Raw genomic sequence first — 22,692 nt, forward strand, 5'->3', positions numbered from 1 at the left:
TCTGAAACCTTAATTCAGACGGCCTTAGTCCTTTGCTGATTTATTTATCGTTCTGCTATATAATTATTCTCATTCGAATTCACAAGAAAGAATAAAAATGGATGCCTTAAATCTCCTCACCACTCGTCGCTCTTCCAAAAAACTGACTGCTCCTGCACCCAATGCCGAGCAACTGGAACAAATGCTGCAAGCGGCAACACAAGTACCTGATCACGGCAATATGCGCCCTTACCGCTTTACTGTAATTCAAAGCGAGGCCGGCTTACAACGTTTCCGCGAGCTTTTGGGCAAGACCGTTACCGAACTCAACTTCGGTGATGATGCCATGAAAAAGGCCGAACGCGTCGGCAACATGGCGCCTATGATTATTGGCGTTACATTTGCGCCAAACCGTGAAGTGGCGAAACCCAAACCTGAATGGGAGCAAATGCTGACTGCAGGCTGCGCCGCCTATGCTTTACAACTGGCTGCTTCTGCTCAAGGCTTCGACAATGTTTGGATTACGGGCATGTGGGTCAACAGCCCATTGTTGCGCGAAGCATTTGAGTGTGCCGACAAAGACAAAATCATCGGCCTGATGATGATTGGTTCGCCGACCGAAGAAGGAAGCGGCCCGAAAAATACCAACTTAGAATGTTTTACAACTTATTGGTAAAGCCTGAAAATACTAAGGCCGTCTGAAAAACCTGATTTAATGGTTTTCAGACGGCCTTTTTATGTCTCTTGTCAAAATATCAAGCAGGATTCATAAACGCTTCAACTTCTTCCAAAGAAATATCCGCCGTCGCGCCATGACGTGAAGCCACCAATGCACCCAGCGCACAAGCAAAAGCAATGGCTTCTTGAGGAGGCGCATTATTGAGCAGCTTGTAAGTCAAACCACCAAGAAAGCTGTCGCCGGAGCCGACAGTATCCACCACTTTGACGCGGAAACCGCAATGACGGTACAACTCGCCGTCCTTATACAAAACCGCGCCATGACTACCCAAAGTCACACACAAGATTTTGACGCCGGTCAGCTCAACGAGGTAGCCGATATTTTGTTCGATACTGTGATAAGGAGAACCGTAAGCCGCAGCCAACTCATACAGCTCATCATCATTGAGTTTGACCATATCGGACTGTTTCATGGTCTCAAGCAAGCGGTCAATATCGTAATGAGGCTTACGCAGATTAACGTCAAAAATTTTGAATTTGGCTTCTTTCAGCAAAACCGCCAAGCTTTTACGCGAAACTTCATCGCGGGTTGCCAAGCTGCCAAAAACGAAAGCATCTGATTCTGCCACACGTTTGATTGCCGCATCATCAACCGCAATCCTGTCCCACGCGCAAGGATAAACAATCTCATAAGACGCACTGCCAGACTTGTCCAAGTGTACTTTCACCAAGCTGGTCGCACATTCGTGACAAACCTGCAAATAATCAGTATTGACGTTTTTACTTTGAATTTGACGTAGCAATTCCTCGCCATCGGCATCATCGCCGCGACGACTGATGATGACAGCATCGATACCCAAAGACTGCAAACGGACAGCAACATTTAGGGGTGCACCACCCAATACCTTTCCGTTTGGAAAATCGTCCCACAGCACTTCGCCGAAACTGGTTACTTTCATTCTTGGCCTTCCTTTTTTGAGGTTGATTGGCTGGGTCTGCACACCCGACAGATTTTTGCAAATCATGTACTTGTAGTAAAACTCCAGCATCGGGGGCAAAAGTATTATGTTTTAAAATATTGGGACTGACAAGCAATTAAGGGAATATCAGACAATAAACTTGATTCATCACAAAATTATATTGTTCCTATTTTTTCTTTTTCTTTCACATTTATCCCCTCCTGTTTCATTAAAACAAAATATTCTGAAATTTAAATACAAAAGGCCGTCTGAAAACTGATTCAATCAATTTTCAGACGGCCTTTATCGCAGCATTGCAGCGATTAAACTACAACTTCTTCTTTTTTCTTCACTTCTTTGGCAATGTTCTCACGACTCAAGCCAAACATCAGCAAGAGCGGGCTGGCAACCAATACGGAAGAGTAAATACCGAACACGATACCGATAGTCAGCGCCATAGAGAAACCGTGCAAGGCTGCACCGCCAAACACCAGCATAGAAACAACCATTGCCTCGGTCGAACCGTGGGTAATGATGGTACGGCTCATGGTTGCAGTAATCGCGTTGTCGATGACTTCCGGCACAGTGTGGCCGCGCATATGCGGCTTGCGGAAGTTTTCGCGAATACGGTCAAATACCACCACAGATTCGTTTACGGAATAACCCAAAACAGCCAAGATACCTGCCAAGACAGTCAATGAGAATTCCCATTGGAAGAAGGCGAAACAGCCGAGAATAATCACGATATCGTGCATATTCGCAATAATCGCGGATACTGCAAAACGCCACTCAAAACGCATGGACAAGTAAATAATAATACCTGCCACCACGAAGCCCAATGCCATCAAACCATTGGTAACCAATTCTTCACCAACCTGAGGGCCGATGAATTCGACTTGGCGCAAGGTAACGTCAGGGTTGTCTTTTTTCAGCAAATCCATCACTTGGTTGGACAGCTGTGCAGACGTTACGCCTTCTTTGTTCGGCAGGCGAATCATAATGTGTTTATTCGTACCCAAGGCCTGAACCTGTACATCACCCATTTTCAGCGTATCGAGGCGTTCGCGCGTTTTATTCACATCCACGCCCTGCTGATATTGGACTTCCATCACCGTACCGCCTGTAAATTCGACGGAGAAATTCAGGCCTTTGGTTACCAAAAAGAACACGGCGGCGATAAACGTAACCAACGAAATAAAAGTCGTCAGTTTGCCGTAGCTCATAAACGGAATATCACGTTTGATTTTAAATAATTCCATGTTTTACTCCTTGCCTTCTGCCATTTCAGCTTTCGGCTTCCATACCGAACCGATGGAAATATTTTGCAATTTGCGGCGACGGCCGTACCACAGGTTGACCAAAGCACGGAACACGACCACGGATGAATACATCGAAGTCAGAATACCGATACAGTGTACAACCGCAAAACCGCGTACCGGGCCGGAACCGAATACCAACAAAGCGATACCGGCAATCAGGGAGGTCAAGTTGGAATCGACAATGGTTGCCCAAGCGTGTTGGAAACCGAGGTTGATGGCCTGCTGTGGTACGACACCGGCACGCAGTTCCTCACGGATACGTTCATTAATCAACACGTTGGAGTCAATCGCCATACCCAAGGTCAAAGCCAAGGCGGCAATACCCGGCAAGGTCAGCGTTGCCTGCATGGCAGACAAAATACCCACCAAAAACAAGATATTGGTACTCAAGGCAATGGTAGAGAAGAAACCCATCAAGCGATAGTAAATCACCATGAATGCAGCAACAGCGGCAAAGCCCCACAAGGTAGAGTGGAAACCTTTTTCAATGTTTTCTTTACCCAAAGACGGGCCGATGGTACGTTCTTCGACAATCTGCATCGGCGCGGCCAGCGAACCGGCGCGCAGCAACAATGAAGTATCGTTGGCTTCGGCTGTCGTCATGCTGCCGGAAATCTCCACGCGGCCACCGGTAATGGCGGCTCGGATGACAGGCGCGGTCACGACTTCGGATTTACCTTGGTCGATCAACACCATAGCCATACGTTTACCCACATTGGCCGAAGTCAATTCGCCAAAAATGCTGCCGCCCGCACTATCCAGGCTCAGGCTCACGGCAGGCGCGCCCATTTGGTCAAAGCTAGGTTGCGCATCGTTGATGTTGTCGCCGGTTAGTTCAACTTGTTTGTTGACCAAGATAGTTTCCGGATGATCGCCACCGCTTGACAGCAATTCGTAACCGGTCGGCACATTGCCGTTCAAAGCTTCTTGCAGTTTGATCGGATCGTCTTCCACCATACGCACTTCCAAAGTCGCAGTACGACCGATAATATCTTTTGCTTTGGCAGTATCTTGCACGCCCGGCAGCTGTACGACAATGCGGTCAAGGCCGGATTGTTGGATAACCGGTTCGGCTACGCCCAATTCGTTCACACGGTTGTGCAACGTATTGATATTTTGTTTAACTGCATCAGAACGTACTTTATTGATTGCCTCTTCAGACAAAGTCAGCACGATATTGTTACCGTCCGGCAGCAGCGTGGCTTCAGGGAACAATTTTTGCAACTGAGGCAAGGCTTTTTGTACATCGGCAGCATCTTGCAAAGGCACGGTCAGACCGTTTTCAGTCTGATGCACCGTGCCGGTACGGATTTTTTCGCGGCGCAATTCGCGGCGGATATCGCCGGAATAACGTTCAAACGTTTTCTGCATCGCGGCTTTCATGTCCACCTGCATGGTGAAATGCACGCCGCCGCGCAAGTCCAGACCCAGGAACATCGGATTGGCTTTGATTTTCGCCATCCACTCAGGGCTGTCTGCCAACAGGTTGAGCGCGGTAATATAGCCCTCGCCCAAAGTATTTTCGATGACGTCGCGCGCTTTCAGTTGCGTTTCGGTATCTTTGAAACGCACTTTCAGCGAGTTGTCGACGATGAACATACCATCAGTCTGAATACCTGCCTGTTTCAGCGCGGCATCCACTTTAGACTGGGTTTGCTCATTGATAACGATGGCTTGTCGGTTGGTCGATACCTGTACGGCAGGCGTTTCACCGAAAAGGTTGGGCAGCGAGTAAACAGCCGCAACCACAATCGTGAACGCAATCAGCAGGTATTTCCATAAAGGATAACGGTTCATGGTAAACCTTTGCTTTATTTATAAAGGCAAACAGCCGCGCTCGGAAAATGAGGCGGCTTTTTGCAAAAAAACGGATTATTCGGCTTTCGCGGCAATCGCGTTGCGCTCAACTTCCACTTCGATTTTCGCACCTTGACCGATGTCGACAGTGTAGAATTGCTCGCCGACTTTGGTCACGCGGCCTTTGAAGCCTGCCGCCAAAACGACTTTATCGCCGACTTTCAAAGCGGCCAACATCGCTTGGTGCGCTTTGAATTTCTTTTGTTGAGGACGCATAATCAGGAAGTAGAACACCACCATGATCAGCACTAAAGGGGCAAATTGAGCCACTGCTTGATTCATAATATATCCGTTCTTTCAAGTTTTAGATTAAGTAAAAAACTGCACACTGCAATCAAATACATTGGTTGGACTGTAAAATTGAGCTATTCTAAAGGTCGTCTGAAAAATTTCCAAGTATTTCCGTATTTATTAACCATATTTAGCAGTCTTTACGACTTGTCCGACACATACTGTTCCATGTTCAAAAAAATCCTTTGGCGCATCAGCACCCGCCTACGCCGTTTGTTTGGCAAAAACGCCCGCACCGTATGGATTTCGCATCCGATATTCCTACAGCACCAGCCGGGGCCTAACCATCCCGACAGGCCCGAACGCATCAGCTCCATTCAAACTGCCTTAAAACAAGAAGGCATTTGGCGTCGCCTGCAAACCACCGAAGCACCGGAAATCAAAGATGCGCAGCTGGCATTGGTCCACTCGCGCAACTATCTGCACGAGTTGGAAGCCGCCCAGCCGCTCCCCGGCAAAATCCACCGCATCGATGACGATACGGTCATCTGCCACGACTCCCTTCAAGCCGCCCGTTTTGCGGCCGGAGCCGTTGTCAAGGCAGTCGATATGGTGATGAATAAAAAAGCCTGGCATGCTTTTTGCGCCATCCGCCCGCCAGGCCACCATGCCCACAGCAACAGCGCCGGCGGATTTTGCCTGATCAACAACACCGCCACCGGCGTGATGCACGCCATTGCCCAATACCGCTTGCAACGCATCGCCGTCATCGATTTCGACGTCCACTTCGGCGATGGAACGGCGGAGATTCTCCAAGACGATCCGCGCGTGATGTTTTTCAACCTGTTTGAAACCGATATCTTTCCCTTCCCTCAGGCGGAACAATACGCCGGCAATAAAAATATGCTGCATACGCCCCTCAAACCAGGCACAGGCAGCCGTATCTTCCGCACGACCATCCGCGAACAATGGCTGCCCAAGCTCACGGCCTTCCGCCCCGAGTTGGTGTTGCTTTCGGCAGGTTTTGACGGGCATAAACAAGACGAAACAGGCCGTCTGAACCTGCATGAAGCCGATTTTGCCTGGCTGACGCACAAAATCGTCCAAGCAACGGCAAGCTGCCAAGGACGTGTTGTTTCCGTGCTGGAAGGCGGCTATACCTTGGAATCCATGTCCAAATCCGCCGCCGCCCACATCCGCGTATTGGCGGGCTTAAGCAAGGCCGATTACGTCATCGCCTACCAAAAGCATCTGAAGCGCGGCAAAAGTAACAATCCTACACCATAACGCATTCAAACTATTGCCCAGGCCGTCTGAAAACAGATTATCCATTTCAGAAGGCCTTTTTTTTCATTTACAAACTTTAATTTGAGCAAAGACAAACCATTTCCATATTATCAGTAGTAAAATAACAAACATAAAACATATCAATAAAAACATTTCACACGCCACACTGCTTCCCTTTCCCCAATTGACCGTCTTTTTCAGACGGCCTCCACTTTAAAAAAGGAGCGTTACAATGAAAGCAGCACGTTTTTATAACAAAGGCGACATCCGCATCGAAGACATTCCCGAGCCAACCGTAGCTCCGGGTACTGTCGGCATCAATGTTGCTTGGTGCGGTATCTGCGGTACAGACCTGCATGAATTCATGGAAGGCCCGATTTTCATTCCGCCTTGCGGCCATCCGCACCCAATCTCCGGCGAGTCTGCGCCAGTCACCATGGGTCACGAGTTCTCCGGCGTGGTTTATGCCGTAGGCGAAGGCGTGGACGACATCAAAGTCGGTCAACACGTTGTTGTCGAACCCTACATCATCCGCGACGACGTACCGACCGGCGAAGGCAGCAACTACCACCTCTCCAAAGACATGAACTTCATCGGCTTGGGCGGCTGCGGTGGCGGCTTGTCTGAAAAAATTGCCGTTAAACGCCGTTGGGTACACCCTATTTCCGACAAAATCCCATTGGACCAAGCTGCTTTGATTGAGCCTCTGTCTGTCGGCCACCATGCTTATGTACGCAGTGGCGCGAAAGAAGGCGACGTCGCATTGGTCGGCGGCGCAGGCCCAATCGGTTTGCTGTTGGCTGCCGTACTGAAAGCCAAAGGCATCAAAGTCATCATCACCGAATTGAGCAAAGCGCGTAAAGACAAAGCACGCGAAGCCGGCGTGGCCGACTACATCCTCGACCCATCCGAAGTCGATGTCGTTGAAGAAGTGAAAAAACTGACCAACGGCGAAGGCGTAGACGTTGCATTCGAATGCACCAGCGTCAACAAAGTGCTGGACACCATGGTCGAAGCATGCCGTCCGACTGCGAAAGTCGTCATCGTATCCATTTGGAGCCACCCCGCTACCATCAACGTCCACAGCGTTGTGATGAAAGAGCTGGACGTGCGCGGCACCATCGCCTACTGCAACGACCACGCCGAAACCATCAAATTGGTTGAAGAAGGCAAAATCAACCTTGAGCCTTTCATCACCCAACGCATCAAACTGGACGAATTGATTTCCGAAGGCTTCGAGCGCTTGATCCACAACAATGAATCCGCAGTAAAAATCATTGTTAATCCTAATCTTTAATCCTAAGGCTTAAAGAATAAACAGGCCGTCTGAAACTTTTCAGACGGCCTGTTTACTTGATAAATTCCCGAATGGCCCAATCCTCTGCCAACCATTCACTTATCAAGAGCAAAATCTCATGAATCCAAAATACGCCCCACTCTTTCAAACATACACCCTCAATAACGGCGTAACCATCAAAAACCGCCTTGCCGTCGCCCCCATGACCCATTTCGGTTCACAAACCGACGGTTTAATCAGCGACCAAGAGCGTACCTTCCTCAGCAACCGCGCAGGCGATATGGGCCTGTTTATCACGGCCGCCACTTTGGTTCAAAAAGACGGCAAAGCCTTTCACGGCCAACCTGAAGCCACAGGCGAACACTGCCTCGACAGCCTGAAAGAAACCGCACAAATCCTGCGACAACAAGGCACAAAAGCGATTTTGCAAATCCATCACGGCGGTTCCAAAGCCATTGATGACCTTTTGGACGGTCTCGACAAAATCAGCGCTTCCGCCAACGAAGCCGAACACGCACGCGAAGCGACCGCAGAAGAAGTCGAAGCACTCATCGCCTCTTATGCGCAAGCCGCCGATTTGGCGCTTCGTGCCGGTTTTGACGGCGTGGAAATCCACGGTGCGAACGGCTATTTAATCCAACAGTTTTACTCTGCCCAAAGCAACCGCCGCAACGACCAATGGGGCGGCAGCTTGGAAAACAGAATGCGCTTCCCGCTGGCCGTTGTCGATGCCGTGGTTGCCGTCCGAGAAAAACACCAGCGCGACGATTTCATTATCGGCTACCGCTTCTCCCCCGAAGAGCCGGGCGAAGACGGCTTAACCATGACCGAAACCGGCGCACTGATTGACGCATTGGTACAAAAACCGCTGCAATATCTGCACGTTTCCCTGTGGGAATTTGATAAAAAAATCCGTCGCGGCGGCGATACCGCCCAAACCCGTATGCAGTTTATCCACGAACGCATCAACGGCAAACTGCCGCTTATCGGCGTGGGCAACCTGTTTACCGCCGACCAAATTTTGGCCGCCTATGAAACCGGCTGGGCAGAATTTATCGCCTTGGGCAAAACCGTGATGATTAATCCGCACATCGCCACGCAAATCCGCGAAGGCCGCGAAGCTGAAATCGAAACGCAACTCGACCCGACACGCGCCGACCATTACGGCCTCCCCGACACCTTGTGGGGATTTGCCTCCAGCGGTACGCAATCATGGCTGCCGCCGGTAAAAGGCGCGGAATGGAAACCGATGGATATTTAATCATCGATTCATAGCACAAGGCCGTCTGAAACTTTTCAGACGGCCTTTGGTTTGGTGCAAACATTGAATTATCAAGCATTTTTTTGTACAATTCCGCATCTTTCAATCTATTGCAGGGCGTGTCGCACACGCCCTTATTTTAGCCTGTTTTCCAACACCCATACCCTTCAGGCCGTCTGAAAAAGCGGCCTGAAACTTTTTGCAAAGAAAACCATGTCCCAAGAAATCCTCGACCAAGTGCGCCGCCGCCGCACGTTTGCCATCATCTCCCACCCTGACGCGGGTAAAACCACGCTGACCGAAAAACTGTTGCTGTTTTCAGGCGCGATTCAGAGCGCGGGTACGGTAAAAGGCAAGAAAACCGGCAAATTCGCCACCTCCGACTGGATGGAAATCGAGAAGCAGCGTGGCATTTCCGTGGCATCAAGCGTGATGCAGTTCGACTACAAAGACCATACCGTCAACCTCTTGGACACGCCGGGACACCAAGATTTCTCCGAAGATACCTACCGCGTATTGACCGCCGTCGACAGCGCCTTGATGGTCATCGACGCGGCAAAAGGCGTGGAAGCGCAAACCATCAAACTCTTGAACGTCTGCCGCCTGCGCAATACGCCGATTGTTACGTTCATGAACAAATACGACCGCGAAGTGCGCGATTCGCTGGAACTCTTGGACGAAGTAGAAAACATCCTGCAAATCCGCTGCGCGCCCGTAACTTGGCCAATCGGCATGGGCAAAAACTTCAAAGGCGTGTACCACATCCTGAACGACGAAATCTATCTCTTTGAAGCGGGCGGTGAACGCCTGCCGCACGAGTTCGACATCATCAAAGGCATCGACAATCCCGAATTGGAACAACGCTTTCCGTTGGAAATCCAACAGTTGCGCGACGAAATCGAATTGGTGCAGGCGGCTTCCAACGAGTTCAATCTCGACGAATTCCTCGCCGGCGAACTCACGCCCGTGTTCTTCGGTTCGGCAATTAACAACTTCGGTATTCAGGAAATCCTCAATTCATTGATTGAATGGGCGCCTGCGCCGAAACCGCGCGATGCGACCGTACGCATGGTCGAGCCAGATGAGCCGAAGTTTTCCGGATTTATCTTTAAAATCCAAGCCAATATGGACCCGAAACACCGCGACCGCATCGCCTTCTTGCGCGTCTGCTCCGGTAAATTCGAGCGCGGCATGAAGATGAAACATCTGCGCATCAACCGCGAAATCGCCGCCTCCAGCGTGGTAACCTTCATGTCGCACGACCGCGAGCTGGTGGAAGAAGCCTACGCCGGCGACATCATCGGCATCCCGAACCACGGCAACATCCAAATCGGCGACAGCTTCTCCGAAGGCGAACAACTGGCATTTACCGGCATTCCCTTCTTCGCACCCGAACTGTTCCGCAGCGTCCGCATCAAAAATCCGCTGAAAATCAAGCAACTGCAAAAAGGTTTGCAGCAACTCGGCGAAGAAGGCGCGGTACAAGTCTTCAAACCGATGAGCGGCGCAGATTTGATTTTGGGCGCGGTCGGCGTGTTGCAGTTTGAAGTCGTTACCTCGCGGCTGGCCAACGAATACGGCGTAGAAGCCGTGTTCGACAGCGCATCCATCTGGTCGGCGCGCTGGGTATCGTGCGAAGACAAGAAAAAGCTGGCGGAATTTGAAAAAGCTAACGCAGGCAATCTGGCGATAGACGCAGGCGGCAACCTCGCCTACCTTGCGCCTAACCGCGTCAACTTAAACCTGACGCAGGAACGCTGGCCGGACATCGTGTTCCACGAAACGCGCGAGCATTCGGTTAAACTGTAAAACGCAAAGGCCGTCTGAAACTTTCAGACGGCCTTTTTTTCATTCGATATCAACCCAATAAATCCCAAGCAAACTTTCCGATGGTCAGGCACAGCAGCAACATAAACCCATAACGCAGCAGCCTGGTTCCGCCGCGCATTGCCAAGCGCGCGCCGACCACGCCGCCGCACAAATTCGCCACCGCCAACGGTATCGCCCATGCCCACACAACATGGCCTTGCGGAATAAAAAACGTCAGCGCAGCAAGATTGGTGGTCGAATTGATGACCTTTGCCGAGGCGTTAGCCGCTAAAAAATCATAGCCGTAAAAGCGGACGAACACAAAAGCCAGCAGGCTGCCCGTTCCCGGCCCGAACACGCCGTCGTAAAACCCGATTAACGCGCCGAAAAATAAGCCCCATAAAGTTTCGCGGCGCGTCAGCTTTTCAGTGCGCACCGTCTGTCCCAAGTCTTTTTTCAAAAAAGTGTACAGACACATGGCAATCATGATGACCAACATCGTCGGTTTCATGTATTGCACGGGGAAATACACCACCGTTTTCGCGCCCAAATATGAAGCGACAAATGCCAACACCGCGGCAGGCAGCAGCATTTTCCACGGCACGGGGATTCGGCGCAGGTATTGCCCCGTCGCAGTCAGCGTGCCGCAGCAGGAAGCAAATTTATTGACACCCATTACCGAGGCCACAGGTGTAGCGTTTGGCAATAGGTTGAATAATCCGGGAATCTGCAATAGCCCGCCTCCGCCAACCGCCGCATCCATCAGCCCTGCGGCAAAGCCGACCAACACCAGATAATAAAAAAACGAATCTGCAAGCATAATGTCCATCTCTAAAAAGCAAAGCGATTTTGCGCGTATTTGCCTGTCCTGACAACCTACAAGGCCGTCTGAAAAACAAGGAACGATATCCTGTTTTCAGACGGCCTTTCTTTTTAAATTCAACCGCTCAAATTGCGGCTTAAAAATTTTTCCATTAAAATGCCGCCCCTTATCTTTCCTACACACAACACATTTTATGGAACATTCCACCCCGACCAAACGCACAGCCCACGACCGAATGGGCATCTTCGCGCATTTCATTTTTGCCAGCCGCTGGCTGCAACTGCCGATTTATATAGGCTTGATTATCGCCCAAGTCATTTATGCCTGTAAGTTCCTCAAATCCTTGTGGCACTTGGTATCCAATTTCAGCATCATGGATGAAAACACCATCATGATCGCCGTATTGAACCTGATTGATGTCGTGATGATTGCCAACCTGTTGACCATGGTCATTGTCGGCGGTTACGAGACCTTCGTTTCCCGCCTCCATGTTGACGAACATCCCGACCAGCCCGAATGGCTCAGTCATGTCAATGCTTCGGTTTTAAAGGTTAAGCTGTCGATGTCCATCATCAGCATTTCCTCCATCCATCTGCTGCAAACCTTCCTCAACGCCGCCAATCTGTCGGAAAAACAAATCATGTGGCAATGTATTACCCACATCTGCTTCCTGATTTCTGCCCTCGCCATGGCTTTAACGGACAAAATCGTGTACAGCACGACGCATAAAGCGCATTGATAAAAAGCAATCAAAAGGCCGTCTGAAATATTTCAGACGGCCTTTTGTTATCTGGCAATGTTTACAGCTCATTGCTTACGCTTGTCCCACCAGGCAAACAAGTTGCCCAAAACCGTTCCCGATACAGAGTGCCAAACGCAGGCAACGGCGGCGGCAACGGCGGACTCGGCATTACCGGGGAAGAATTTAGCACTCAAACCGGTGGCAAGTCCGGCATTTTGTACACCGACTTCGATGGCAAGGGTGCGTTTTTTGGCGGTATTCATGCCGGTCAGCGCGCCGCTGTAATAGCCGAGGATGTAGCCGCCGATGTTGTGGGCAGCGATGGCGAGTACCATAACCAAGGCGGATTCGGCAAATCGGTGGCCGTGAACAGCAGCAACGCCGCCAACGATGCAGGCAAACGCGACAACGGCAACGGCAGGCATAATCGCGCGCACGTCTTCAAACCAATGTTTTTTATGCAGCAATATATTGGCGGCAGAGCCGATAACGACAGGCAACAGGGTAACGAGCAGCATAAATTTGAACATACCCCAGCCGTCCATTTCGACGGTTTGTCCGACCAAATAAGTCATCCACAGCGGCGTCATCACAGGCGCGAGGACGGTGGAGACGGTGGTCATGCCGACCGAAAAGGCGACATCGCCTTTAGCCAAAAAACTCATGATATTGGACGAAACGCCGCCCGGGCAGGTGCCGACCAAAACCAAACCCAGCGTCAATCCGGGCGAGAGGTCAAAGGCTCTGGCAATGCCGATGGCAAGCAGGGGCATAATCGTGTATTGGGCGATTGCGCCGATAAAAATATCGAGCGGACGTTGCGCCAGAATTTGATAATCTTCTTTGCCCAAAGTCATGCCCATACCGAGCATGATGATGCCGAGTACGACGACTTGCGTATCGCCTTTCACCCACGAAAAAGTGGCAGGTTCGATAAAGGCGATGATGGAGGCAAGGACGATAATCAAGGCGGTGAAGCGGGTCATTTGCCGACTGATAGCGGTCAGAAAGTTCATATTTTACTCCTTTGTATGTTTTTATCATGACAATAATTGCCATAATTTAACACATATTAACTCTTGTGCGCAATGACAGTAACGAAACAGGAAATCCATCATCCAATAATGTTTAAAAACAAACCACACTAACTCCACCCAATATCAACACAAAGGCCATCTGAAACCTTTTCAGACGGCCTTGTTTTATCCGTTCATTATCGATTTATTCGATATTTTGAACCTGTTCGCGCATTTGTTCGATTAAGACTTTCAGTTCAACCGACGCTTGCGTGCATTCGGCGGCGATGGCTTTGCTGCCCAAAGTGTTGGCTTCGCGGTTCAACTCCTGCATCAGGAAATCCAAACGTTTGCCTACGCTGCCCTTGCCTTCGGTAACGATACGGCGTACTTCGGCGATATGGGTGCGCAAACGGCTGAATTCCTCATCCACATCGGATTTTTGGATGAATAAAGCAAATTCCTGTTGCAAGCGGTCGTTGTCGATATTGCCGACGGCTTCTGCCAAACGGGTTTTGACTTTATCCATATGCGCTTGCAGAAGGCTGGGGAACAATTCGTTCAAAGCGTCCACAATCTCTTCCATGCCATCCAGGCGTTGCAGCAGGTGCTCACCCAGTTTTTTGCCTTCGCGTTTGCGGGCGGCTGTAAACTCTTTCAAAGCGCTGGTCAATAAATCTTTAACGCCTTTGGCCAAAGCCTCGGCATCTTCGCCCTGGCCTGCCAAAACGCCGGGGAAACGCAAAACGTCTGCCACGCTCAGCTTGCCGAAATTGTGTTCCTTGCGCCATTCTTTGTTCAAATGCGCCAGTTGGGCAACCAAATCCTGATTGACCTCCAAAGTCTGTCCGCCCGAGGAGGCATCCTGCAGCTGGATGCGGCATTCCAATTTACCGCGCGCCACAGCCGCGGCAATCTGCTCGCGCAACGCGCCTTCCAAATAACGCAATTCTTCCGGCATACGGAATTGAACATCCAAATAACGATGGTTGACCGCGCGGATTTCCAAATTAATCCGCTTGCCTCCGCATTCGCCTGCGGCATTGGCAAAGCCGGTCATGCTGTGGATTTGAATAGTTCGTCTTGTAGCCATGGTTTTACTCCGTTTCCAAATACGAGTGAAAGTATGGACACTATAACACACCCGACCGACGATTTTCAGACGGCCTTTGGTGCCAAATTCCTCTATAATTCAAGGCAACCTATTTTTTATTCCCCCCAAAGGTTCATCATGAGTAACTACACCCGCACCGGCCGCGCCGCCGACAGCCTGCGCGACATCAAAATTACCCCCAATTTCCTCCCCCATGCCGATGGCTCCTGCCTTATTGAGTGCGGCAACACCAAAGTGATTTGCACTGCCTCCATCGACGAAAATGTCCCACCGTTCCTGCGCGGTAAAGAACAAGGCTGGGTAACGGCCGAATACGGTATGTTGCCGGCTTCCACCGCCTCCCGTATGCGCCGCGAGGCCGCCGCGGGCAAACAATCCGGACGCACACAAGAAATCCAACGCTTGATTGGCCGCTCTCTACGCGCCGTCGTCGATATGGAAAAACTCGGCGAACGCCAAATCCTGATTGACTGCGACGTCATCCAAGCCGACGGCGGCACGCGTACCGCCTCCATTACTGGTGCCTACGTTGCCCTGCAAATCGCCGTAGACAAACTCCTTTCAAACGGCCTTATCAGCGAAAACCCCATCCGTGAAGCCGTTGCCGCCGTTTCCGCCGGCGTGGTGGGCGGTGTACCGCTTTTGGACTTGGACTATCCAGAAGATTCAGGCTGCGACAGCGACGTTAACATCATCATGACCGCATCCGGCAAAATCATCGAAATCCAAGGCACAGCCGAAGGCGCACCCTTCAGCATCGAAGAATTGGGCAAACTCATTGCCCTCGCGCATAAAGGCATTGCTGAATTGGTTCAACACCAGCAGGCCGCTCTTTTGGCCCGATAATCAGCAAGGCTGTCTGAAAACTTTCAGACGGCCTTTTTTAACCAAACCCCTTTATGCGTATTTACTCAAAAAAGCGCGTTCTATCCTTGAATTCCATGTAAAAAATAGTAATAATAACCCTTTTTCCAGCAAACCAAGCTGCCCGACAACCCCCACAAGAAAGCACGAAACATGGCGTTAATCGTACATAAATACGGCGGCACATCAGTAGGCTCGCCCGAACGCATCAAAAACGTAGCCAAACGTGTCGCCAAAGCCCGCGCCGAAGGACACGACATCGTAGTCGTCGTATCCGCCATGAGCGGCGAAACCAACCGACTGGTCGCACTGGCGCACGAAATGCAAGAGCATCCCGATCCGCGCGAACTCGACGTCGTTCTCGCTACCGGCGAACAAGTGACCATCGGCCTGCTGGCCATGGCCCTGAAAGACATCGGCGTTGACGCCAAGAGCTACACCGGCTGGCAAGTCGCCCTCCAAACCGACACTTCCCACACCAAAGCCCGCATCGAAAACATCGACGACGAAAGAATGCGTGCCGATTTGGCTGCCGGTAAAGTCGTTATCGTAGCCGGTTTCCAAGGCATCAGCAGCGAAGGCAATATCTCAACCCTCGGCCGTGGCGGTTCGGATACCTCCGCCGTTGCCATCGCCGCAGCCCTCAAAGCCGACGAATGCCAAATTTATACCGACGTAGACGGCGTTTACACCACCGACCCGCGCGTCGTACCCGAAGCACGCCGCATGGACACGATCACATTCGAAGAAATGATCGAATTGGCCAGCCTCGGCTCAAAAGTTTTACAAATCCGCTCCGTAGAATTCGCCGGAAAATACAAAGTGCGCCTGCGCGTACTCAGCAGCCTGCAAGATGGCGGCAACGGCACCCTGATTACCTTTGAAGAGGACGACAACATGGAAAGAGCAGCCGTAACCGGTATCGCATTCGACAAAAACCAAGCACGCATCAACGTACGCGGCGTACCTGACAAACCCGGCGTTGCCTACCAAATCCTCGGCGCAGTTGCCGATGCCAACATCGAAGTCGACATGATCATCCAAAATGTTGGCAGCGAAGGCACAACAGACTTCTCCTTCACCGTTCCACGCGGAGACTACAAACAAACCATCGAACTCCTGCAACAACGCCAAGACAGCATCGGCGCCGCCTACATCGACGGCGACGACACCGTATGCAAAGTCTCCGCAGTCGGCTTGGGCATGCGTTCACACGTCGGCGTAGCCGCCAAAATCTTCCGCACCCTCGCAGAAGAAGGCATCAACATCCAAATGATTTCAACTTCCGAAATCAAAGTATCCGTCCTGATTGACGAAAAATACATGGAACTGGCTACCCGCGTTCTGCACAAAGCATTCGACTTAGGCAACTAATTCCAACCAGTCAAAAAGGCCTTCTGAAACTTTATTGTTTCAGAAGGCCTTTTTTATTTCCATTACATAAATCAACAACATCTTAATAAAAAAAATCAACTTTAGCTCAAAACAGTGTAGCCTGGCTTATTATTACCCTTGTTAATTTCATTATATATTCAATATTTTACAACCATCCACCTTCGCCGTTTAATTCCAAAAACATACCACTTAACCTAATTTGAGAAAAATAAACAAATCTGTAATAAAATAGGACAAAAGTACAAACAATTATCTACGCTCATCAATAAAAACAAATTTCCCCCAATTTTCTCCTAACTTAAGAAGGAATCCTAATATGAACGTATTAAACAAATTCGGTATGCTGATCTTGACCGCTTCCCTGCTGGCAGCCTGCGGCGACTCCGGTAATAAAGGCAGCAGCGACAAACCGGCAGAACAAGTTGCTCAAAGCGAATCTAGCTCTGCCAACAAATACGAAAAAGCTCTGAGCGAATTCCCGGAAGCAGATCCTAAACTGGCCGAACCTATCGTCATTTCCGATAAAAAATCTCCAGACGGTCTTGCCGAATTGCAAAAATTCATTCACTTCACCACTGGTGAAGAAGCTCAAAAAATTACTCAGCTAGGCCTAGAATTGCAAAACTTGGCTAACCAAAATAAAGAAAAAGAAGCTTTGGAGCAGATGAACAAACTGACTGCCGCACTGGAACAATTCCATCAGAGCGCAGCTGCCCTCGACATCAAAGATCCTGAAATCAAAGCAGTTCTGGATCGTGCATTACAAGTCAGCAGTGCTGCCAACAACATGATGATTTATGCAGGCAAACATGTTTCTGAGCTGACTATCAACGGCAAAGATAAAGATTCGCTCAAATTTGCCAATGATTTCCAAGAAAAATCTCAAAAATTGCAAGAAACCCTACGTGCAGCCAATCAAGAAGTACAAAAAGCTGCCGAAGCTTTAGGCAAAAAATACTCCCAATAAGCCTATTGTTTCCGATAAATATCGGTGGTATCGGCAACATCGATACCACCTTTCCAAACCCTAAGTCAGGTTGAACACAATGAATAATCTAAACCCTTCACTCCCCTGCCCACACTGCCATGCCCCGATCCAAGGCGGATTGGTTAAAGGTTTGGCCGCAGTCAAAGAATGTCCTTCCTGCCATAAAAAAGTCAAATTCAAAAAACCGCCTGTTGGCGAATATTTCAAAGCTTTGCTGAAACCTTTCGCTATTTTTGTAGTAGTTGTCTGCATCGTAGCGGCAATACTGATCAGCCTGTTTGGTACATTCCCCCAATATATCAGTATGGCATTAGTTATCGGCTTTTTCGTCTACTACATTATCCCGATTCAAAACAAACTTTCATCTTTTGAAAAAGACGAATAAACATATACTTTGCCCATCCAACCCACTTTTCCGGATGGGCAATACTTTATACGGCCCAATAAAAAATAATGAAATCGTCCCCATTTTTTTGTCCGCATTGCTCCAATCCGATTCGAGGTAGTGCATTCAAAGGACTGAAAAGCATTAAAGAATGCCCGACCTGCCACAAAAAAGTCCGCTATAAGCAGCCAACTGCAAAAGAAATCCGCCAAGCGACATGGAAAAAGAGCATTATTTTCCTTGCCCTGCTGACCTTATACCTTGCCTTTCTGATTGCACTATTTCGCGCAGATATTCCTTTTACGTATCTCATCCTTCCTATCATGCTCTATTTGGTTGCAGTCTTCCAGCCTGCCATTATCAAGCATTCTTCATTTGAGAAAGACGAATAGCCTGCTTTCAGACGGCCATCGCCTTCGATAACAAGGTTTGGCCAATACCGATTTTAATCCTTATCCCCGATATCCCCTCCAAGGCTTTTATTACATGAAACGTCCAGTCCCTGTTACCATCGCCACCGTTCTCTATTTCATCATAACTGCCCTTACTTGCTTTACTACGGTTGCTCTTGCGATTTATTCGGGCGATTTACTGATAGAGGTTGCAGCCTTGGCATTCCCTTTCCTGCCTTGGTGGCTGTCTATGCCCCTATACTTCATCCTCCTTTCCTTACCGGTATTTATTGCTGTCGGCCTGCTTTCAGGCAACCGTTCTGCCCGTTGGCTGGCTATTGTGCTAGCGGCCTCTTCGCTAATCATGGTGTATAGCGATATGGCGAGCTATAGTTCTCAACAAATCATTATTCAATCCATTCTCCACCCTGTTTTGCTGCTCCTCATCTTCAATCCGGTATCCAACCGCTATTTCGCCAATGCGGCCTCAAAAACCGAATCCTAAACCATCGGATTTTGACTTCAAAAAAACTTAAGGCCGTCTGAAACCCTTGCCCTTACGCAAATCTTTTTCAGACGGCCTAAAATAGAATGGCCTTTTCAGACTGTCTTTTCCTAAGGCAGCCCTTCATACAAGCAATAATGCGTTTCCCTTAGCAGCTTTAAATACCAAACTGTAAGCAAACAAACCCATGAAATCAGTTTTTCCTATTTTCTTTATCCTGCTCAACTTATTCTTCATCCTCTATTTGCGACGCAAGCTATCTATATGGATTCGTTTGGCACTTTACTTGTCTATCGGTGGACTGTTTTATTTATGGATGTCCAACAAATCTGCCCTAACCTCCCTATTTGCACACACCCTGTCATTACAGCCATTCGACGTATTTCATGAGACAATCGGTTTTTCATTATCGGTTACAGTCTTCCTCAATCTGTTTGACTTGCTTGCCGTACCTTCGATTGTCCGTTTCCCCAACTTAATCCTCAAAAATCCCCAACACCACCATCAGTCTGTTCAATGGTATCTTGCCAATACTTCCCTTTTTGAACGCTTTTTCCACTATTTCTACTCTTTCTGCTGTTGCCTCATGTTTTATGGTATATGGCACGAAGCCTTCCGATAATCAATCTAAAAAACAAAGGGACATCATCAAAATGTCCCTTTGTTTATATTCAGACGGCCTTGAATATCTCCAACACTCAATCCTTCCCTCCTCTCGAAAAATGCTCAATCTCAAATCCGCTCTGACGATAAGCTCGAAAACGGTCTCGGGCTTCGGCCAAATCTTCTAAGCTGTTGCCCACAATTTCAAGGATACGGTTTGGAATGGCCGGGGCTTGGCTCCAGAAATCAGCAGACAGGTTCAAAACCGTGCAATCTTGCGAAATATTCGGCAATGCGTTTCCAAACGCAAGCAATACCGGCGTTTCAGACGGCATGGGGTCGGTAGGCAGCCAGACTTCATGCGGAATAAAGCTTTCGGGAATTTGCTGCCAAAAATCAACGTCTAGTTGCTGCACTGCCGCGGCAGAATCCGACCACACCAAAATCTGCCCGCCATCGCGTATGGCGCGCGCAATCAGGCGGCAGGCAAAGGCGGCCGGGCGGGCGACGTGTGTATAAAAAGTGGCTTTAGGCATGGCGTATTCTTTCGTTTAGGCAATGGATTGGCCGGTTTCAGACGGCCTTTTTGGTTTTCAACAATCTCAAGGCATTGCCCAACACCAGCAGCGAGCTGAAACTCATGCCGAGCGCGGCGATCCACGGGGTAACGTAACCAAACACGGCCAGCGGAACGGCAACCAGATTGTATGCGCTAGCCCAAGTCAGGTTTTGGCGGATAATTTGATGGGTGCGGCGTGCCTGTTCCATCATCACGGGCAAAACGTTCAAATCATCATTGAGCAAAACCACATCCGCACCGTCTCGCGCCACATCGGCACTCGTGGCCACGGCGGCCGACACGTCGGCTTGGGCAAGGACGGGGGCATCGTTGATCCCGTCGCCGATCATCATGACTTTACGCCCTTGTTTTTGCAGATTTTCCACATAAGCAAGTTTGTCTTCAGGCGTGGCTTCGGCACGATAGGCATCCAATCCCAGCTCTTGCGCGACTTGGGCTACGGCAGCTTGACGGTCACCGCTTAAAAGGTGCAGACGGATGCCGTGTTGTTTCAGGTTTTGCAACATTTCAGCGGCGCTGTCTTTGATTTGGTCTTCCAGCAAAAAGGCCGTCTGAAAACCGCTTTGATTGCCCAAGAAAATAATGCCGCCTGTGTGGTCGATATGGGCAAATGTTTCAGGCAGATTACCGGCGATTTCCGAAACAAACGCCGCTTTGCCCAAAGCCCAAACTTGGGTTTTGCCATCCAATTCGATTTGTGCGCTGACACCGTGTCCGATACGGTTGACCCGTTGCTGCACTTTCACATCAAGCGCGGATACAGGTCCGTCTAAAAGCGTATGGTTCAAAATGGCACGGGCGATGGGGTGTTCGGATTGCTGTTCCAATGCTTGGGCAACGGCAAGGGCTTGGACTTCGTTCAGACGGCCTGCTGACAACATACGGCTGACGGAAAGCTGCCCTTTGGTCAGCGTACCTGTTTTATCGAACACGACGTCGTCAATTTGAGCAAGCGTTTCCAGGCTTTGTTTGCCGCTGATGAGAATCCCGTCTTTGGCAAGCGCACCGGTAGAAGCAGCCAGCGCAGTCGGAGTCGCAAGCGACAAGGCACATGGGCAGGTAATGACCAGCAAGGCAACGGTAATCCACAAGGCGGTGTGCGCATCTGCATACCAAGCCCAGCCGATAAAAACAGGAATCGCAAGCAAAAGTTCGCCAAACACAAAACTGGACGCGTATTTTTCGGCCAACTCGGCGGCACGCGGTTTTTGCGCCAGCGCACGGTCGAGCAGTTTGACGATATGGGACAGGCGCGTGTTGCCACCGGTATGGTCGGTGCGGATGATTAAAGGGCTGCTGGTGTTAAGCGTGCCGGCGGTTACTTTTTCAGACGGCCTTTTGACAATCGGCAAACTTTCGCCGGTCAACATGGCTTCGTCAACTTCGCTTTCGCCGGACAAAACCGTACCGTCCACCGGAATGACTTCGCCAGGCTTCACAACAATCGTATCGCCGATATTGAGGCGGACGACTGCGGCTTCCTCGATGACTTCGCTTTCCGGATAAGACGGCAAACGGTGGCAGAATGCCGGAACCAGTTTGACCAACCGCTCCGCCGCATCGCCTGCTTTGCGTCGGGCAATCTGTTCCATAAAACGCCCGCCCAATAGGAAAAACAGCAACATGGCGATGGATTCAAAATACATGCCCTGCCCTGCGTTGGTGGCCAAACTGTAAATACCCGCAATAAAGGTCATCACAATGGCAATGGCAATCGGCGTATCCATGCCGACACGGCGGTTTTTCCAGTCGCGCCACGCGCCGCGGTAAAACGGCAACGCGCTATAAAACACAACGGGCAACACCATCAAAAAGCCGCCCCAATGCAGGATTTCCAAATAAAGCGGCTCGATGTCGCCGCCGTAAAAATAAGTCGGCAGGGCAAACATCATCGTCTGCATCATACCCAGACCGGCCACGGCCAATCTGACGATAAACTGTTTGCGTTCCTTCTGCGCCTGCACTTCGATTTTTTGCGCATCATAAGGCGCAGCGGTATAACCGGTTTGGCAGATTTTCAGCAAAATGTCCGACAATTCGATGTGGGCGCTGTCCCACACCACGCGGCAGCGGTGGGTACTGTAATTCAAATCCACGCGCACCACGCCCTTCATACGCAACAACTGCTGTTCAATCAGCCACACACACGCGGCGCAGGTAATGCCGCCCAGCATCAACACCGCCTCGCGCTCATCCCCTGCGCCAACCTCGACAAAATCAGCCTGCACTTCGGGCAAATCGTACAGCTTTAATTGCGACAACACTTCCGGTGGTGGCAATTCAGATTTTTCCGCGTCTGCAGTACGCTGTTTGTAATAATTGCCCAAACCTGCATCAATAATACTCTGCGCCACCGCTTGGCAACCGGCGCAACAGGTTTCGTGTTCTTCGTCTTCAAAACGAACCGTCAGATGCAGATGTTCCGGGACTTCAAGTCCGCAATGGAAACAGTTTTTTTGGGGATGTGTGGAAGATGTCATAATGTGTTCGATTTATTTTTCAGACGGCCTGAAACAACCGTCCCAGGGTGTTACATTTTAGCAAAAAGCGTTTTTCCGCCTCATTTCATTTACTTTTGAATTAATAGACTGTCGAGTTTTATAAAAAA

22 protein-coding genes are annotated in these 22,692 nt (G+C 49.9%); 13 read left to right on the forward strand and 9 right to left on the reverse strand.

Annotated features, from left to right (window positions below; translation table 11 throughout):
* Window positions 1-97: 97 nt before the first annotated feature.
* Window positions 98-655 (forward strand): nitroreductase family protein, encoded by a 558-nt coding sequence (locus ACTHSA_RS01440; RefSeq protein ID WP_049330902.1) that lies wholly within the window; start codon window positions 98-100, stop codon window positions 653-655.
* Window positions 656-734: 79 nt separating this feature from the next.
* Here ACTHSA_RS01440 and ACTHSA_RS01445 read toward each other — a convergent pair whose 3' ends face one another.
* The 4 genes from ACTHSA_RS01445 to yajC form a co-directional block, all read right to left on the reverse strand.
* On the reverse strand, window positions 735-1,616 hold the full coding sequence (locus ACTHSA_RS01445; protein ID WP_049330901.1) for a carbohydrate kinase family protein: 882 nt from the start codon (window positions 1,614-1,616) through the stop codon (window positions 735-737).
* A gap of 323 nt (window positions 1,617-1,939) precedes the next feature.
* Window positions 1,940-2,875 carry a protein translocase subunit SecF gene (gene secF, locus ACTHSA_RS01450; RefSeq protein ID WP_003686183.1) on the reverse strand — a complete coding sequence of 312 codons (936 nt, stop codon included), beginning with the start codon at window positions 2,873-2,875 and terminating at the stop codon, window positions 1,940-1,942.
* A gap of 3 nt (window positions 2,876-2,878) precedes the next feature.
* Window positions 2,879-4,732 (reverse strand): protein translocase subunit SecD, encoded by a 1,854-nt coding sequence (gene secD, locus ACTHSA_RS01455; protein ID WP_004519309.1) that lies wholly within the window; start codon window positions 4,730-4,732, stop codon window positions 2,879-2,881.
* A 75-nt stretch (window positions 4,733-4,807) separates the two neighbouring features.
* Window positions 4,808-5,074 carry a preprotein translocase subunit YajC gene (yajC, locus tag ACTHSA_RS01460; protein WP_003675720.1) on the reverse strand — a complete coding sequence of 89 codons (267 nt, stop codon included), beginning with the start codon at window positions 5,072-5,074 and terminating at the stop codon, window positions 4,808-4,810.
* A gap of 177 nt (window positions 5,075-5,251) precedes the next feature.
* On the opposite strand from yajC, the gene ACTHSA_RS01465 reads away from it, so the two are divergent.
* The 4 genes from ACTHSA_RS01465 to ACTHSA_RS01480 all read left to right on the forward strand — a co-directional run bounded on the left by ACTHSA_RS01465 (window position 5,252) and on the right by ACTHSA_RS01480 (window position 10,677).
* Window positions 5,252-6,310, forward strand: a complete 1,059-nt coding sequence (locus ACTHSA_RS01465; RefSeq protein WP_049335378.1) for a histone deacetylase family protein — start codon at window positions 5,252-5,254, stop codon at window positions 6,308-6,310.
* 232 nt (window positions 6,311-6,542) lie between these two features.
* The gene (locus ACTHSA_RS01470) at window positions 6,543-7,607 is read left to right on the forward strand and encodes a 2,3-butanediol dehydrogenase (RefSeq protein WP_003745670.1); all 1,065 of its coding nucleotides are present in this window, start codon (window positions 6,543-6,545) and stop codon (window positions 7,605-7,607) included.
* Window positions 7,608-7,725: 118 nt separating this feature from the next.
* Window positions 7,726-8,868: an NADH-dependent flavin oxidoreductase gene (locus tag ACTHSA_RS01475; RefSeq protein ID WP_049335376.1), complete on the forward strand. Its 1,143-nt coding sequence runs from the start codon at window positions 7,726-7,728 to the stop codon at window positions 8,866-8,868.
* Between the two features lie 213 nt (window positions 8,869-9,081).
* On the forward strand, window positions 9,082-10,677 hold the full coding sequence (locus ACTHSA_RS01480) for a peptide chain release factor 3 (protein ID WP_070588308.1): 1,596 nt from the start codon (window positions 9,082-9,084) through the stop codon (window positions 10,675-10,677).
* A 49-nt stretch (window positions 10,678-10,726) separates the two neighbouring features.
* Here ACTHSA_RS01480 and ACTHSA_RS01485 read toward each other — a convergent pair whose 3' ends face one another.
* Entirely contained in the window at window positions 10,727-11,497 is a 771-nt protein-coding gene (locus ACTHSA_RS01485) for a sulfite exporter TauE/SafE family protein (RefSeq protein ID WP_039862025.1), read from the reverse strand.
* Between the two features lie 196 nt (window positions 11,498-11,693).
* Here ACTHSA_RS01485 and ACTHSA_RS01490 point away from each other — a divergent pair, with 196 nt between their 5' ends.
* Window positions 11,694-12,239 carry a TIGR00645 family protein gene (locus tag ACTHSA_RS01490; protein ID WP_004519303.1) on the forward strand — a complete coding sequence of 182 codons (546 nt, stop codon included), beginning with the start codon at window positions 11,694-11,696 and terminating at the stop codon, window positions 12,237-12,239.
* A gap of 68 nt (window positions 12,240-12,307) precedes the next feature.
* On the opposite strand, the gene ACTHSA_RS01495 is transcribed toward ACTHSA_RS01490, so the two are convergent.
* Both ACTHSA_RS01495 and ACTHSA_RS01500 read right to left on the reverse strand, forming a co-directional pair.
* Window positions 12,308-13,258 (reverse strand): bile acid:sodium symporter family protein, encoded by a 951-nt coding sequence (locus tag ACTHSA_RS01495; RefSeq protein ID WP_070608034.1) that lies wholly within the window; start codon window positions 13,256-13,258, stop codon window positions 12,308-12,310.
* A gap of 205 nt (window positions 13,259-13,463) precedes the next feature.
* Window positions 13,464-14,351: a YicC/YloC family endoribonuclease gene (locus ACTHSA_RS01500; protein WP_283116877.1), complete on the reverse strand. Its 888-nt coding sequence runs from the start codon at window positions 14,349-14,351 to the stop codon at window positions 13,464-13,466.
* A 138-nt stretch (window positions 14,352-14,489) separates the two neighbouring features.
* Here ACTHSA_RS01500 and rph point away from each other — a divergent pair, with 138 nt between their 5' ends.
* The 7 genes from rph (at window position 14,490) to ACTHSA_RS01535 (ending at window position 19,523) form a co-directional block, all read left to right on the forward strand.
* Window positions 14,490-15,218 (forward strand): ribonuclease PH, encoded by a 729-nt coding sequence (rph, locus tag ACTHSA_RS01505; RefSeq protein ID WP_039861956.1) that lies wholly within the window; start codon window positions 14,490-14,492, stop codon window positions 15,216-15,218.
* A 171-nt stretch (window positions 15,219-15,389) separates the two neighbouring features.
* A complete protein-coding gene (locus ACTHSA_RS01510) occupies window positions 15,390-16,610 on the forward strand; it encodes an aspartate kinase (protein WP_004519299.1) in 1,221 nt (406 codons plus the stop codon).
* Window positions 16,611-16,947: 337 nt separating this feature from the next.
* Window positions 16,948-17,598 (forward strand): hypothetical protein, encoded by a 651-nt coding sequence (locus ACTHSA_RS01515; protein WP_440367671.1) that lies wholly within the window; start codon window positions 16,948-16,950, stop codon window positions 17,596-17,598.
* A gap of 79 nt (window positions 17,599-17,677) precedes the next feature.
* Complete coding sequence (locus ACTHSA_RS01520) at window positions 17,678-18,004, forward strand: purine permease (protein ID WP_224783368.1); 327 nt, start codon at window positions 17,678-17,680, stop codon at window positions 18,002-18,004.
* A 68-nt stretch (window positions 18,005-18,072) separates the two neighbouring features.
* On the forward strand, window positions 18,073-18,396 hold the full coding sequence (locus tag ACTHSA_RS01525) for a hypothetical protein (RefSeq protein WP_004519296.1): 324 nt from the start codon (window positions 18,073-18,075) through the stop codon (window positions 18,394-18,396).
* Between the two features lie 94 nt (window positions 18,397-18,490).
* A complete protein-coding gene (locus tag ACTHSA_RS01530) occupies window positions 18,491-18,901 on the forward strand; it encodes a hypothetical protein (RefSeq protein WP_004519295.1) in 411 nt (136 codons plus the stop codon).
* A 187-nt stretch (window positions 18,902-19,088) separates the two neighbouring features.
* Window positions 19,089-19,523: a hypothetical protein gene (locus ACTHSA_RS01535; protein WP_141744533.1), complete on the forward strand. Its 435-nt coding sequence runs from the start codon at window positions 19,089-19,091 to the stop codon at window positions 19,521-19,523.
* Between the two features lie 76 nt (window positions 19,524-19,599).
* On the opposite strand, the gene ACTHSA_RS01540 is transcribed toward ACTHSA_RS01535, so the two are convergent.
* Entirely contained in the window at window positions 19,600-20,040 is a 441-nt protein-coding gene (locus tag ACTHSA_RS01540) for a DNA polymerase III subunit chi (RefSeq protein ID WP_004519293.1), read from the reverse strand.
* 37 nt (window positions 20,041-20,077) lie between these two features.
* A complete protein-coding gene (locus ACTHSA_RS01545; RefSeq protein WP_440367676.1) occupies window positions 20,078-22,564 on the reverse strand; it encodes a heavy metal translocating P-type ATPase in 2,487 nt (828 codons plus the stop codon).
* Between the last annotated feature and the right edge of the window lie 128 nt (window positions 22,565-22,692).

Source organism: Neisseria sp. P0008.S002, from assembly GCF_051962805.1.
GTDB classification, from domain to species: domain Bacteria; phylum Pseudomonadota; class Gammaproteobacteria; order Burkholderiales; family Neisseriaceae; genus Neisseria; species Neisseria perflava.